Annotated in this window: 12 protein-coding genes; 5 read left to right on the forward strand and 7 right to left on the reverse strand. The window is 45.6% G+C overall.

Features of this window, described 5'->3' with window-relative positions; translation table 11 throughout:
• Positions 1–11 precede the first annotated feature (11 nt).
• The 4 genes from purC to dapA all read right to left on the reverse strand — a co-directional run bounded on the left by purC (position 12) and on the right by dapA (position 4223).
• Entirely contained in the window at positions 12–725 is a 714-nt protein-coding gene (gene purC, locus AB7038_RS01950; protein WP_004235306.1) for a phosphoribosylaminoimidazolesuccinocarboxamide synthase, read from the reverse strand.
• Between the two features lie 225 nt (positions 726–950).
• A complete protein-coding gene (locus tag AB7038_RS01955) occupies positions 951–1979 on the reverse strand; it encodes a glycosyltransferase (protein WP_368889188.1) in 1029 nt (342 codons plus the stop codon).
• A 277-nt stretch (positions 1980–2256) separates the two neighbouring features.
• Positions 2257–3306, reverse strand: coding sequence for an outer membrane protein assembly factor BamC (bamC, locus tag AB7038_RS01960; protein WP_024473295.1), 1050 nt, complete (start codon positions 3304–3306; stop codon positions 2257–2259).
• A gap of 17 nt (positions 3307–3323) precedes the next feature.
• Positions 3324–4223: a 4-hydroxy-tetrahydrodipicolinate synthase gene (dapA, locus tag AB7038_RS01965; RefSeq protein ID WP_369452653.1), complete on the reverse strand. Its 900-nt coding sequence runs from the start codon at positions 4221–4223 to the stop codon at positions 3324–3326.
• Between the two features lie 317 nt (positions 4224–4540).
• Here dapA and AB7038_RS01970 point away from each other — a divergent pair, with 317 nt between their 5' ends.
• Both AB7038_RS01970 and bcp read left to right on the forward strand, forming a co-directional pair.
• Entirely contained in the window at positions 4541–5083 is a 543-nt protein-coding gene (locus tag AB7038_RS01970) for an ACT domain-containing protein (protein ID WP_004235282.1), read from the forward strand.
• A gap of 37 nt (positions 5084–5120) precedes the next feature.
• Positions 5121–5591: a thioredoxin-dependent thiol peroxidase gene (gene bcp / locus AB7038_RS01975; RefSeq protein WP_368889186.1), complete on the forward strand. Its 471-nt coding sequence runs from the start codon at positions 5121–5123 to the stop codon at positions 5589–5591.
• A gap of 110 nt (positions 5592–5701) precedes the next feature.
• Here bcp and AB7038_RS01980 read toward each other — a convergent pair whose 3' ends face one another.
• Entirely contained in the window at positions 5702–6796 is a 1095-nt protein-coding gene (locus AB7038_RS01980) for an AI-2E family transporter (RefSeq protein WP_108656858.1), read from the reverse strand.
• Positions 6797–6932: 136 nt separating this feature from the next.
• Between AB7038_RS01980 and AB7038_RS01985 the strand changes: the two genes are divergently transcribed.
• Together AB7038_RS01985 and arsC are read left to right on the forward strand one after the other, a co-directional pair.
• Positions 6933–8396 (forward strand): M48 family metalloprotease, encoded by a 1464-nt coding sequence (locus AB7038_RS01985; protein WP_368889184.1) that lies wholly within the window; start codon positions 6933–6935, stop codon positions 8394–8396.
• An 11-nt stretch (positions 8397–8407) separates the two neighbouring features.
• Complete coding sequence (gene arsC, locus AB7038_RS01990) at positions 8408–8761, forward strand: arsenate reductase (glutaredoxin) (protein WP_262859360.1); 354 nt, start codon at positions 8408–8410, stop codon at positions 8759–8761.
• A gap of 35 nt (positions 8762–8796) precedes the next feature.
• Here arsC and AB7038_RS01995 read toward each other — a convergent pair whose 3' ends face one another.
• Both AB7038_RS01995 and AB7038_RS02000 read right to left on the reverse strand, forming a co-directional pair.
• Positions 8797–9303 carry a contact-dependent growth inhibition system immunity protein gene (locus AB7038_RS01995; RefSeq protein ID WP_369452654.1) on the reverse strand — a complete coding sequence of 169 codons (507 nt, stop codon included), beginning with the start codon at positions 9301–9303 and terminating at the stop codon, positions 8797–8799.
• A gap of 2 nt (positions 9304–9305) precedes the next feature.
• Complete coding sequence (locus AB7038_RS02000; protein ID WP_369452655.1) at positions 9306–14594, reverse strand: DUF637 domain-containing protein; 5289 nt, start codon at positions 14592–14594, stop codon at positions 9306–9308.
• Positions 14595–14857: 263 nt separating this feature from the next.
• Here AB7038_RS02000 and AB7038_RS02005 point away from each other — a divergent pair, with 263 nt between their 5' ends.
• On the forward strand, positions 14858–15415 hold the full coding sequence (locus AB7038_RS02005; protein ID WP_369452656.1) for a two-partner secretion domain-containing protein: 558 nt from the start codon (positions 14858–14860) through the stop codon (positions 15413–15415).
• The last annotated feature ends 78 nt before the right edge of the window (positions 15416–15493 follow it).

Genomic DNA, 15493 nt, shown 5'->3' on the forward strand with positions numbered 1-15493 from the left:
TGAGTCAATGATTAATCCAGTTTCACACCCAGACGGCGTGCCACTTCCTCATAGGCTTCAATCAGGCCGCCCAGGCTCTGACGGAAGCGGTCTTTATCCATTTTATCCAGCGTTTCTTTATCCCACAGACGGCTGCCGTCCGGTGAGAACTCATCACCGAGTACAACCTGACCTTTATACAGACCGAATTCCAGTTTGAAATCCACCAGAATCAGACCGGCATCATCAAACAAGCGGGATAACACGTCATTGGCGATATAACTCAGGCGTTTCATTTCCGCGAGGTTTTCCCGGCTGACCCAGCCGAAGGTTTCGCAGTAGGATTCATTGATCATCGGGTCATGTTTGGCGTCATTTTTCAGGAACAGGTCGAAGATTGGCGGATTCAGCACCATCCCCTCTTCCACACCCAGACGCTTCACCAGCGAACCGGCAGCGCGGTTGCGGATGACACACTCCACCGGCACCATATCCAGTTTTTTCACCAGAATTTCGGTATCGGATAACAGACGTTCCATCTGAGTCGGGATACCGGCGGCTTCCAATTTGCCCATGATAAAGTGATTGAATTTATTATTGACCATGCCCTTGCGGTCAAACTGCTCGATGCGCTCACCATCCAGTGCTGATGTATCATTACGAAATTCCAGAATCAGCAGATCGGGATTATCCGTGGTGTAGACCGTTTTGGCTTTCCCACGATACAGTTCAGCATGTTTTTGCATCTTGCACTCTCCAGACAGGATTAATAATAGGCGTATCGCCTGACGCGCAATATTCTCCCTCAGAACGAGGCAATAAGCAATCGTTTGCGTAAGAAAAGATACAGACAGAAAACATGGCCGGTGTACGGCGTAACTCCGCACACCTTATTTATACTCAGTGATAATCCCGGTTACAGCCCGCGCAGGGGAAGTCCGTTTTTTCAGATAATCATGATATAACAGGTATCAGACCGGTGTTGCTATATTCTCCGCAGCGTCTTTCAGAATTGCTTTCAGACGCGGATAACGGCGGGCCAGCCGCCAGCGCAGCCGCAAATCTTTGGCGTTATCCCAGATGAGCGACCAGATCCCGCGATCAAACAGCTCACGCACAATCTCCTGTTTCACCTCCGGCGATTCTATCTCACTGATGGTGTGCAGGATCCCCAGTCCTTCTTTGGAAATCTGCCAGTAACAAGCCGGGATCTGCTTCGCGATATCCGCATGGCGCTGATTGATATCGTTAAGCATTTCCAGAATTTTCATGTAATTATGGACTGTCCGCACCCGGATTTTGTCATCAGGCGGCGTATGCGAAACCGATTCGGAATGGATCAGATAATCGTAATAACGTTCATCAATATATTCCACCCGTGCTGCGGTCATCAGCAGTTCGGTTGTCCACGGAATATCCTGATGGTGCAGCCCGGGCTCAAAATAATAGCCCTGCTCACGCAGGAAATCAGTGCGGTACAGGTTCAGCCAGGTCACATGCAGGAACTTACGGGAGTTGAGCGCCCTTTTCAGCCAGTCCGGTCCGGAAATAACCCCGGTGGAACGCAGACGATCCGGCGGGAAAATCGGCCGCGGCTCACGCCCGTCTTCATAAACATAGGTGCCGTTGCAGGTTGCCACATCCAGTTTTCCGGCAAGTGCAATCTCCAGCAGGCGGCCGTACATCTGCGGGTGAATCACATCATCAATGTCCGGGAAAGTGATGTATTGCCCTTTTGCCACTGCAAAACCGGTATTCCGCGCCACAGAGACGCCCTGATTTGCCTGTTCCAGAATAGTGACTGACGGGAATTTATCCTGCCATTCACGCAGTACAGCATCCGTATTATCTTTGGAGCCGTCATTAACGAGGATCAACTCCCAGGCAGGAAGTGTTTGTTTCAGCAGGCAGTCAAAAAACTGAGGAAGAAATTTTTCCCCGTTATAGACGGCAACAACAATGCTCAGTAAAGGTCGTGAAGAATCCGAAGATAAATCCATGTCAGCCCTGTCAATTCCGGGTAGCCTGATATTCAGCAGACAATGCGGCTGAATATAGCGACAAAATAATTATAAGTTTTTAAATATAACCGGAGAGTCTGGTATAAACGTGGCTAATAATGCTATATGACAGACAGGAAAATAAGAATTTATCTTAAAAATTATTCGGTTGTGTATCAATTTATTACAAAATAATAACGGCATAAAAAAATACCGGCCATTAACAATGACCGGTACCGATAATTATATTTACGCGTTTATATGTTGCGTGAATATATTATTTTACAGATGATTTGCTGAATGCCGCTTCCAGTGCTTTCACCATTTCATCATTTTCTTTCTGTGTCAGCGGTTTCCCTTTGGCACTGATGAACTGGAGGCTGCTGCGGTTATCCAGATCACCGACCTGTAAGGTGTAATCACCTTCGGCCACTGACGGATCATCCATACCCAGGCTGCTCCACTCTGCAGAACTCAGCCCTTTGTATGTCACTTCAATATTCCCGGTCGAACGGGTACGGTCACCCACTTTCATGCCGACGCTTTCCAGCACAACCGGCAGACGGGACCAGACCACATCAAACGGCGCGCGGACAATAATCTGCGGCAGACCGGTCTTATCACTGCCGCTCTGAACGTCCGGTGCGGCATACTGTGATGCATTGGTTTCCTGGCGCGCGGCATTACGCATACGGTCAAGGCCGTCCACCAGCTCGTTGAGCGTCAGGTTGTTATAACGGGTGATTTCCGTTTTGTCTGTCACCGGGTTTTCGCCCTGCTTCAGACCTTCACTGGTCACGACAACCGCCACCTGTGAACCGGCCGGTTCAATTTTGATGCGCTGGCGGGACTGTAACGGCAGATCTTCATCCGCACGCTGCCAGACAATCCAGTCAGTGACAATCACGCCACCGGCTTCATCACGCTGGCTGACCGGCACTGAGCGATCGGCCAGAACGCGGTTAATCTGAGCCCACAGCGTTCTGTTTTCCGCTGAATTCTCCAGCAGAAGACGGCTTGCGTCTCCTGCTGTTTCAGTACGGGAACCTGCTAACAGGCTGACAGTCTGTACCGGCGGACGGATGTCCAGCGCCAGACCGGTCGCACCATCCTGCTTAACCTGAGGAATATCATACTGGCCGCTCTGTAACGGCAGGATCATCCCCTGAGGAACATTCAGCGCCTGTAACTGCGGCGCATCCAGGTACGAAGTATCGCCGCTGACCTGACGCTTATAGTGCTGATCGCCGGAGCAGGCTGCCAGTAATAAAACCACGGAAAGACCAGCGAGCTTCGTAACCTTTGATTTTTGCAGTAGTGTTGCCATTCAGATTCCCTAAAATATTATCGTATGCCCGCCGTCTTCATGGCACGGCCGACCGTATTCTGCCCCGCTTCCGTGAGCGGTAACAGCGGCAGACGCAGTGTCTGCTCTGCGATCAGACCCAGCTGATGACAGGCCCATTTTACCGGTGACGGGCTTGGCTCACAGAATAATGTGTGATGCAGGTCCATCAGTTGATTATTAATCACACGCGCACGGTCAAAATCCCCGCACAGGGCAAGATCAAACATCTGTGCCATCTCTGCCGCAGCCACGTTGGCTGTCACAGAAATCACACCTTTGCCGCCCAGGAGAGTGAAATCCAGTGCTGACGCGTCATCACCGCTGAGCAGAATGAAGTTTTCATCATTCACCAGGGTTTTGATTTCATTTACACGGCTTAAGTTCCCGGTCGCTTCTTTAATTGCCACAATATTGTCCAGTTTTGCCAGACGGGCAACCGTGGCAGGTAACATATCACAGCCGGTGCGCGTTGGCACATTATACAGAATTTGCGGTAATGCGGTATTCTCTGAAATCACTTTAAAGTGCTGATACAGACCTTCCTGTGACGGACGGTTGTAATACGGGGTAACGGTCAGACATGCCGCCACGCCGCTGTTTTCAAATTGCTCAGTAAACCAGACGGCTTCGTTGGTCGCGTTAGCGCCGGTACCGGCAATAACAGGAATACGGCCTTCCGCAAACTCCAGTGTCGCCATTACCACATCCACATGTTCCTGATGTGACAGGGTGGCGGACTCCCCGGTGGTTCCGACAGCCACAATGGCGGACGTACCTGCCGCGACATGGTAATCCACTAATTTCCGGAGCCCCGCCTTATCAACACGACCCTGTGTGTCCAGTGGTGTAACCATCGCAACAATACTGCCTTTTAAAACGTCATTTATGTGTGACATGTACGAAACCCTCATAATCGGATAAATATAGGACAACATTTTAATGGTACTTGTTCAGAGCACAGAAAAAAACACCCTAACTGTACGTTTTTAATGAATTTTGTTAATACCCGGCGGCACACCTTAAAAAGAAGTAATAATGTCCGCTTTTTTCACCGGTAAAACGGCGGAACACATGATAGCGTGTCTGTATCCGGCAGATTTGATATGCCGCAATCATTTGATTATTACCGCAGAGCACACAACAGGTTATTGCTATCGGCCTTATCTTTCTTTATGTTTAACACATTCACGGTGTCATGAAGAGGAATGTGGGTTTGCCGCAACGCGATCAGCAATATCTGGTTATCACTGCACTGGGACGGGATCGCGCAGGGATTGTGAATGCGATTACCCGTCATGCCGGAGAGTGTGACTGTAATATCGAAGACAGCCGTCTGGCGATTTTCGGTGAGGAGTTCACGTTTATTATGATGCTGTCAGGCAGCTGGAATGCCATTGCCATGCTGGAAGCCACCCTGCCGGTACTGGCGGCGGAACTTGATCTGCTGACGGTCATGAAACGGACACAGCGCGGGCATCAGCCTGCTGCGACCACCGGAGTCAGTGCACAGGTCACTGTACCTGATGCCGCCGGGCTGGTGGAACGCTTTACCAATCTGTTTATGAGACTGGATTACACCCTGGCTGAACTGGTGTCCAAAACCCGGCCGGAGGATGATACAGACGCAGTACTGCTGGAGATTCAGATCACCGCGCATCACCCGACAGGGGAAAACAACGCGGTGCTGCAGCAGCAATTTTACCGTCTTTGTGCTGAGTTACAGGCCGAAGGCACTATTACCCTGATGAATCATTAATGTTTGTGTTTATTATTACGTTTACGGAGAGTGTGTAATGAGCCCATTGAACGCCGGTGATAAGGCGCCCCTGTTCAGCCTTCCCGACCAGGATGGTGAATCGATCAGCCTGGCCGATTATGCCGGTCAGCGTGTGCTGGTGTATTTTTATCCCAAAGCCATGACGCCGGGCTGTACTGTCCAGGCATGCGGTTTGCGCGACAATATGGATGAACTGAAACAGTTCAATGTTGAAGTGCTGGGGATCAGTACAGACAAACCCGAAAAACTGTCCCGTTTCGCGGAAAAAGAGTTACTGAATTTCACCCTGCTGTCAGATGAAGACCACGCGGTTGCTGAAGCATTTGGTGTCTGGGGTGAAAAACAGTTTATGGGGAAAACCTATGACGGTATTCACCGCATCAGCTTCTTAATCGGTGCTGACGGTAAAATCGAGCATGTTTTTGATAGATTCAAAACCAGCGACCACGACCAGGTTGTGCTTGAATACCTCAAAGCCCACAGCTGATTAGTCAGTCTGCCCTGATATAAACACCATCTTACCATGGTGTTTTTTTATCGCTGTTATCTGACATAAAAAAACACCGGCATCATACCGGTGTTTCTTATCGTGTCAGATTACGCCTGCCCTGACATTTTCTTATCCGGTATTTTGTCATCCGGCACTTTTTCTTCCGGCCAGGAGTGGATCACGGCTTTAATCAGGGTTGCCAGCGGGATCGCGAAAAATATCCCCCAGAATCCCCACAATCCGCCGAAAATAATGATCGACAGAATAATGACCAGCGGATGCAGATTCACCGCCTCAGAATAGAGGATCGGCACCAGGATATTGCTGTCCAGCCCCTGCACCACCAGATAGGCAATAAACATGGTCCAGAAATCCGAATCCAGTCCCCACTGGAACAGCCCGACCAGAACCACCGGCACCGTCACAATCACTGCCCCCACATACGGGATAAGGACTGACAACCCCACCAGCACACCCAGCAGTAACGCATAATTCAGACCGACCACCGCGAAGACGATATAAGTACAAACACCGACAATAATCATCTCAGTGACTTTACCGCGGATATAGTTGGAAATCTGCTGATTCATCTCCAGCCACACTTTTCCGGCCAGCGAACGGTTACGCGGCAGAACACGCTGAAAACCCCGCAGCAGCTGTTCTTTATCTTTCAGTAAAAAGAACACCATCAGCGGCACCAGAATCAGATAAATCGTCAGCGCCAGTAATCCCACCAGCGACGCCAGCGACATTTTCACCACCGAATCCCCGACCGAGAGCAGCTTGCTGCGGGCATTATCGAGGATCATATCCATCAGCCCGACATCCATCAGTGCCGGGAACCGGTTCGGCAGTTCGCGGGCGAACTCATTGAAACGGCTGAACATATTCGGCATATCCAGCAGCAGATTGCGACCCTGTCCCCAGACCGTCGGCGCGAGGATAAAGATCACCAGCACACTAACCCCGATAAACAGCGTCAGGATCAGCATAATCGCCAGCTTGCGTGAGCAGCCGCGCTTTTCCATCTGATGAATCGGCCACTCCAGCAGGTACGCCAGTACAATTGCCACCAGCAGCGGCGCTAAGATACCGCTGAAAAAATAAATAATTCCGAAACCCGCCAGTAAAATAACGGTCAAAGCAACTGCCTGCGGATCGGCAAAACGTCGTCGGTACCACTGAATGATCAAATCTAACATTATTCTGCTCCCGGGATTAGCGGCAAAAATATGACAAATCCTGCCCACCGGGCAGACTGTGTGAGGATTTTACTTGAGTGTTTGCTATGATACACGAATTATTACCAGTGATAATCAACGGGGAAAGCGTCATCCTATGAATACGTTTCTGAAAAAACCGTTAGCCGTCTTACTGAGCCTTGCCCTGACCTTCCCGGTGCTGCCTGCCGCACAGGCTGCGGTTGAGGATGCATTACCTGAAATCGGCACGACTGCCGGCGGTACACTCAGTATCGGACAGGAAAACCTGATGGGGGATTTTTATCTGCGGATGATCCGCAGCAGCTCCCCGATGGTCTATGATCCTGTTTTGCTGCAATATATCAATAACCTCGGCCAGCGCCTGGTCTCAAACGCTGACTCGGTCAAAACCCCGTTTAATTTTTTCCTGATAGCCAACCCGAACATTAACGCCTTTGCTTTCTTCGGCGGCAATGTGGTGCTGCACACCTCTTTGTTCCGCTACAGCCTGACAGAAAGTGAACTCGCTTCTGTCATGGCGCACGAAATAGCTCACGTCACCCAGCGCCACCTCGCGCGGATGATGGAAGATCAGCAGAACAAAGCACCGCTGGCCTGGGCTGCAACACTCGGCTCTATTCTGCTGCTGATGACCGGCACCCCGGTCGGTGCCGCAGCCATGACCTCGACCATGGCCGGGATCCAGCAGAATATGATCAGTTTTACACAGTCCAACGAGCAGGAAGCAGACCGCATCGGCATGGGTACACTGAGCCGCGCCGGGTTTGATCCGCAGGGCATGCCGGACTTTATGACCATCATGGTGGACATGTCCCGCTACAGTTCCAAACCACCGGAAATGCTGTTGACTCACCCCCTGCCGGACAGCCGTCTGGCGGATGCGCGTAACCGCGCCAGTCAGATGCCGCGTAAAAATCCGCCGCAATCCTTTGATTTCCTGCTGGCGCGCGCCCGGGCAATGGCAATGTACGGCGGACAGCCTCTTCGCAATGCAACTGACCAGATGATTGAGAACTACAGCAAAGGCAATAATAAGGAGCAGATGGCGGCAGATTATGCCCGCGCCATTCTGCTTTACCGTGACAACAAATATGAGCCGGCCTCACAAATTCTGACGAAATTACTGGCCGCCGACCCGGACAATGTCTGGTTTATCGATGTTATGACAGATGTGGATATCGGCCTGAACAGAACCTCTCAGGCGGTAACCCGGCTGGAAAATGCCCTGAAACGGGAGCCGGGGAATTCGGTGTATCAGATAAACCTCGGCAACGCCTATATTCAGAATAAACAGTATGATAAGGCGACGAAGATTCTGCGCAATTACACCTTTGACCATCCGTCCGATCCGAGCGGCTGGGATCTGCTGGCCGAAGCAGGCGGAAAAGCTGGCCGCCGCACGGATGAACTGGCCGCCCGGGCGGAATATCAGAACTTAATGGGCAACTTTGACGGTGCTATCCGCAGCCTGACCGAAGCCGCCCGCCAGGCGAAACCCGGCAGTTATGATCAGGCCCGTTATGATGCGCGGATTGACCAGATCCGCCAGTTACAGCTGCAATTCAAACAATTTAAATAATGAGGGAAACCATGACTGATACTGTCACCATCTGGCACAACCCGCGCTGCTCCAAAAGCCGTGAAACTCTGGCGCTGCTGGAAGAAAATGGCGTATCTCCGGCAGTGATGCTCTATCTGGATACCCCGCCGTCAGTAGCGGAAATCAAAACCGTGCTTCGCGAACTGAAATTTGATGATGCCCGCAAGCTGATGCGCACCAAAGAAGCACTTTACAGTGAGCTGGGCCTCGCAGCGGTCACTGATCAGGAAGCACTGATTCAGGCCATGCATGATCACCCGAAACTAATTGAGCGCCCTGTGGTGATTAAAGGTAAACAAGCCCGCCTCGGCCGTCCGCCGGAGCAGGTGCTGGAGATTATCTGAGCCTTCTGTCCCCGGTGACTGCCGGGGACAAAAACTCAGAATTGCCTTCCCTTACAACGGGAAAACGCCTCAATAACGGCATGACCCAACTCTTCATCTGAAGCCGATACCGGAATAATGACATAATCAGTTTCTGATATACCATCACCTCTCCAGGATTCAAGTTTAACGTGATTCAGAGGACTTATTGTAATAAATTCATCAAGTTGTACTACACTGCATTTATTCATTTGTTTAAAAACTGACTTTTTATTTTTATATCCACGTAATTTGATGATATTTTTAATCCATCCTTCATATCTTTCTTTTACTTTTTTATAGTCAAAGAAATCATAATTTCCCGGATCTACTATCCGGCTTTGTTTCAGGCATTTCTTTAAACATAAACCAAGAATTTCCGGCGTAGTATCTTTTGATAACAGACAAGACTCAAATAAATTATCCACAATTAAAATACCATGCCCGGACATGGTATCAACGTGATAAAAATCGCCATTAAAACCTATTTTGGCATTTAACCCCTGTTCAGTATTTTGGTTCATATTTATTCACCTTTTATAATGGTTATTTTAATCTCTATATTTTTATCATTTGCATTCTTTACTGAGCTACTAATTGACTTCCATTGCTCTGACGTAGTTTTCTCTGGGATGCCAATGTGTAATATCTTTTTATTTATCATATTAGGTTTTAACGATACTCCCTCCTTATCGTCTTCGGAGAATTTCATTATTTCATTAACATGGCCATTAATGGTATATTTTATGGCATCAGGTTTATTTAGTCTACTATCTGTTTGAGTGTTAATAGTTTTTACGCTAATCGCTATTCTATCTTTACTGTCATAATAATCAAAGGTTTTGAATCCATCCGGAAGTTTTGAGCCTGGCGGTAATTGTGTACCAATATAATGCTCAAACGGCATACCCTGCTGGTTGATAGAGGAACCTGACTGATACCACTCCATCGGGATTTTATTGCCCTTTTTATCGGTGGTATAGATTTTATTTAAATCTGCATAACTGACCTTTCTGATATGTTTATGCATTCTGGCAGGATTACCTCTCCTGCCATTCACTGATGACATCAATATACTGTCGATAATAATTTCGGCAGTTGCTTTTTTCAGACCGGTAAAATCTGTTATATATTCCGCATATTGATTACGGACAAAATCATCAATATCATCATGTCGTTCAGTTTCACTGTAAGTAAAAAGCTGTACTTTTTCAGGTGCAACTGACCAGGGATAATAACGAATGCCGTCATCCGCTTTTGTCACCCAGTAATTTGTCAGTAAATTATCTTCAAGATACGTCTCCGGATATTTTGCCATTAACGCATCAAAACGTAATTTATCCGGTGAATTTGCAGATTCCTGTACAGTACAGTTGATCAGACGGCAACCTGCTGCAAGCAGACGCTCTTTTTTAAAATGATTACCGTCAGCCAGTTCCTCTATCGCTTTTAATTCCTGCAAATGAAACTGACGGTTATAACGTTCAACGATCTCAGCAGCATCCGCCGCGGTGGTCAGCCCGTTGATATGACCTGTTGCAATCAATCCGGCAACAGCACCTGTCATCCGGGCCAGTTGTGCCTGGTGTTCATGTTCCTGCGCTGTCTGGCTTAAAGTGTCACCTAATATGATACCGGCTGCCGACGCCGCCAGCGCCCCGGTAACCGCTCCCCTGACACTCCGGTTGGTCAGCTCAGCTCTGACAGCGGCAACCGCAGCATGCGTAATTGCTTTGCCCGGTTCCGTTAATATTTCACCGTGGTCACCAATTAATTTTGCGCCCTCAGCACTAAACTGATTTCCCGTGTTACTGAGAAGCGCAGTAATAAAGTTCTCCCTGAAGCTTGTTTCTGATACTGCTGAGCCCACCGCTGAGCTGATTACGGACTGTGCGGAAACACGTTGTGCAACCTTGTGCCAGTCTCCGTCACTCAGTAACGGAATCCGCGATTGTGCCGGATTTCCGTTCTGCCAGCCCATCGATTTATCCAGACCATTGAACGCCCCTCCGACAACCATCTGACCAATAACAGATTTAACATTTTCACTGCGTCCCAGTGACTTAAATGTTTCAGATAAATCACCTTTATTCTCTGCCAGTGCAACCGCAGCCTGTGTTGTCAGTGCTATCATTCCGGAATGCGCGGCTCCGGAAATAACAGCGGCAGCCGTTCCTGTGGCTGCGGAAGATGCGGTACTCCCCGCCCATGCGGCCAGCCCGGAGCCCGATGTCGCAGCGGTGACGGCGACAGCCAGAACAGCCGATGCAACCGGATTAAGGTGCTGCTCTTTATAGTCCCAGCGCTGATAGGCATCTGCGACCCGGTTCCACTGAACATCATCACGGGTTATCAGTTCTTTCAGCCAACCTGTTCCGGTATGGCTGCTCAGCATCATTGCGGATTCTTTAAATTCAGGAATGCTGAAAGTTTTACTGTCTGCGGTTATGCCTTTTGCTGCATCAACAGATAAATTTCCGCCGTAATAAATCTGCGGCAACCGCCAGCGGCTCAGCGAGTGCCCCTGATCCCGGCGGGTAATGTAAAAACCCTTTGAATGGCTGATGGTTTGCTCATAAAGTGAGTCGTTAATGGCTTTAAAATTAATTTTTCCTGAGATACTTTTCAGCCTGGCATTTTTAGCTGCTGAAATTTTTGCAGCTTCAAGTGTGATATCATCCAGGGCGATTAAATTAATATCTTCTTTCGATGTAAATTCTGTCGTTTTATTTTTTACTTCATGTTTTACCTTTGTAACCTCTTTTTTTGTTATACAGAATGTCCAACGATTACATTTCTTTTTCTTATCTTCATAATGACTCGTTTCTTCCATTGCCTGTGCATATAAATACCCGCCCTTTGCCGAGATATCCATTACTTCGTCTGAGATAAGTTCAGCGCCCTGAAATAAAATACTGCCCTCAGATAATAGTGTTAATTTGTTTTTGCTTTTTACCAGTGTGCTGACATGGCGATATGTATCTTCCAGATAATCACGTCTTTTCTGACGATAGTGTATTTTTTCAGACCCCAACTGAATATTTCCACTATTACGAATATATATATCATCATCAGAGGAGAGTATTGCCGCATGCAGATTAACATCACCTTCCGCCACTAATGTGATATTTTTCTTTGCGGTAAGATAAGAACTTACATAGCGATTATCAATGTAATCATCATAAGAATACCTTATTGCTGAATAGGGAATGCCTGTCAGATTAAATTTTCCGCCAGAAAACAACAATAAAGATTCATCAGCATGCAGGCCTGCATTTAATAGATTTACATCTCCGGCAGAATTAATAATAAAATTTCTTTCTGAATGAATGCGTATTTTAGGCCTTAAATATCTTGCATAGATATCACTACGGCCTTCCCATTTTTTATCAAAGGTAATATCTACATTTCCGCCGGAATAAAAACCTATATCATTTTTGCTGCTGATATCTGTACCGTTAATAGCAATATCACTTCCGGCATTCAGGGTGATATAATCTGAAAGTGTCCATTCCTGAAATTTATCAGACAATGATTTTATTTCATAATCTGTCCTTTTTGTCGATATTCCTGATATCGCTTTCGGGTCAAAATCAATCCGTATATTTTTACGGGAAGATAAATCCACATGACTATTTAACGTAAGTGCTATATTCCTGAATGTAATATCACCTCCTGCATCTGCATAAATACCACCAGGTGCATGTAACAGAGGAAGAGCAGAAATGTCAGATGTAAATACAGGCCGGATTCCTGTTGAGTATATTATGTCTCCTTTTTTTGCAATAAGAGACAGTTCACCGGACTTTATATTGGTATTTTCAAGTTCAATACTATCTGCTGTTAATGATAATGACTTACCTGCTGCCAATGTACTTTCACGTGAATATATTTTTTCTTTAGCCTGAACATTTAAGTTATTAATTGCACCTACTTTTGACTTCAAATCTATTAATGAAGAATTCAACAATATATTTTCCGCAGCTAAATGATGACTAAAACCATCTCTGACAATCTCATTTACCAGATAGTGTTTTTCAGGAATCTTACTCTCTACATTAATTTTATTGCTATAATCTATAATCAGATTTTCTGAACTTACAGATGGACTGTCAGCCACCCCATGGCTAATCCATGTATAAAATTGCTCCTTTTTCTGAAAGGGAATTTTAATATCATTAACCATTACCCCGGGAGGAATAGTATCCGGCTCAACAGAAAAACGCAGCCATTCACTGTTAATATCTTCCGGTTCATATCTTTCCCATAGTTTTAGAACACCCAGACTATGATTTTTAATATTGATATCCTTGCCGGTTAAAACTATATTTTCCCCCGCAGATAAAAACGAATCATTATTGTCAAAATTATTCGCATTTATATATATATTTTTGCCGGAATCTATATGCGCAGGATGATAATCACTCTTATATCTCACTGCATACTTTTCAACATTAACACTGTCATTAGATAATAAATCTATTTCATCAAACCATTTTTCATATTTAAAGTTTTTTAATTCCGGATATACAATCAACAACCCATCTCGCCGCCACATAGGCAAATAACGCAACTGATTCCCGACGCTGCGCACTTCGGTAGATTCCGCCGGAATTTTAAGAAACTCAACAGGCTCTGAGTTACTGACATTAGTTAATGTCTTCGCTTTTATAATTAAATTACCACGTTCAGACTTTAGTAAAGCTGATTTATTAACAACACTCTTGCTAAAATCACCTTCCGGATTTTTTTGTATCCATAAATTTTCCTCTGCCTGTATAATTGCTTCGTGACCCTGATTATTAACAACATCAGAAAAAATACGTACATTACCTTTCGATATAACCTCTCCGGCATTTAAAATATCATTTGATATAAGAGTAGTATCACGACCGGAAGCAACCTTTGCTTTATCTTTTATAATAATGTTGTCGGCTATTACTCTTATTCTTTCTTTTGATGTTATATCCCCTGATAATAATACCGATTTTTTTGCTGTTACACTTATACCATTATTAACAGACTCAATATTATTTAGTTGTACATTGCCATCACTGTTTGTATTAACAATGCGGATTTTTTCAGCCAAAATCCCACCACCTTCAGTCATATTTACTGATGATGATTGATTCCCCATAAAACCGGATATAGATTCCTGAATACCATCCTGGTAATTAATTTTATTTGCGCCATTTATAATGGCAATGTTTTTTGCATTTATCTTTCCATTTATTTTTGCATCAGCACTGATAAGATTAGTGTTCTTTTGTGCATATGTATCCATCCCTTTTTTATTTATCGTGATTGACCCATTTCTTACATTGAGAGATGAAAATTTATTTTCAGGATTAAAATTAACATTCCCCGCGACAAGTGTAATATCTGACGTGTTAATAAAATTACAGCCATCACAGATAATACCATTAGGATTAGCGATAATAACTGATGCCGGATTACCGGAAACCTCCATAGCCCCCGACAAGTCAGATGGTTCATCACTGATTACCTCATTAATAATTAAACTGGCACTCCTCCCTCGCAGATTTATGTTTCCCTCTATTTTACCTGCCAGATCAGATTGACTGTCTTTTGTTCCGTTATTTAATACCACACCAGTTTCAGGAACATTAAATCTACTGTATTGATTATGTGACAACCCATTTTCATCCGGCTTTGAAATATCAACAATAGTTACATCTCTTTTGATATTTACTTTTAATCGGTTATCAGATGAAATTATTCCCGATGCATATAGACAACAGGGAAAAACAGAAAATAATATAATAAATAATTTTTTCATTTTTCTGATAAACACATAACACCTCCGGTGTGTTAATTAAGCAATACAGTCATATACTCACCGAAAGATATCCTATGAACAATCATTGCTGATACTCATGATGACCTTATCAATAATGATTGATTCATTTTTAAAATAACAATCTTGCATATAGTTATATTTATTAATAATTCAGCTTTATTTTATGCACATGTTCTTTTTATGAAATCGTCATTTATTTCAAGTGCTAAAGTTCGTTTGGTTATTTACACTTAACATAATGATTAAAGGAATAAATCATGAAAAAAACATTAGTTGCATTATCATTAATTTCCGCCGCATTATTTTCCGCACACACCGTTGCCGGGCCGGGGAGCACTGAATATACCTACAAAAACGGCGATAAAATCCGTGTAGTCAGCCCGGAAGTCCAAACCAAACTGTTTAAAGATGAATCAGGAAAACCGGTACTGGTCATTAATTCACCGGATGGTCGCGGGATCTCTCACAATGTCTTCTCAGACTATAATGTCGGTAAAAAAGGATTGGTTATTCATAATAAAGAAAATGCCAAGACCATTATTAATGAAGTGATCGGTGACAATAAAACCCGTCTGCGCGGTAATACCCTCGTTGCAGGCGGTAAGGCCAGCCTGCTGATTGTTAACCCGAATGGTGTGGTCTGTCAGGGTTGCAGCTCAACCAATACCTCTCTCTATTCTCACCGCAAAACACTGCCGGTGATTATCAATACCGCGCAGAATAACGATGTGGTTTTTGATGCCCGCAAACAAACAGGTAAATCAGACCGTCTGACGGATATCCGCCACAATATTTCTGTAAATTCACCGCGCTGACCCTTGTTATACCGCCGTATTCACGGCGGTATTGCGATTGCTGACAAAGCAGGATAAAACGTGGTTTTTCCTGCTTTG

The organism is Morganella morganii, from assembly GCF_041099235.1.
GTDB lineage: Bacteria > Pseudomonadota > Gammaproteobacteria > Enterobacterales > Enterobacteriaceae > Morganella > Morganella morganii_E.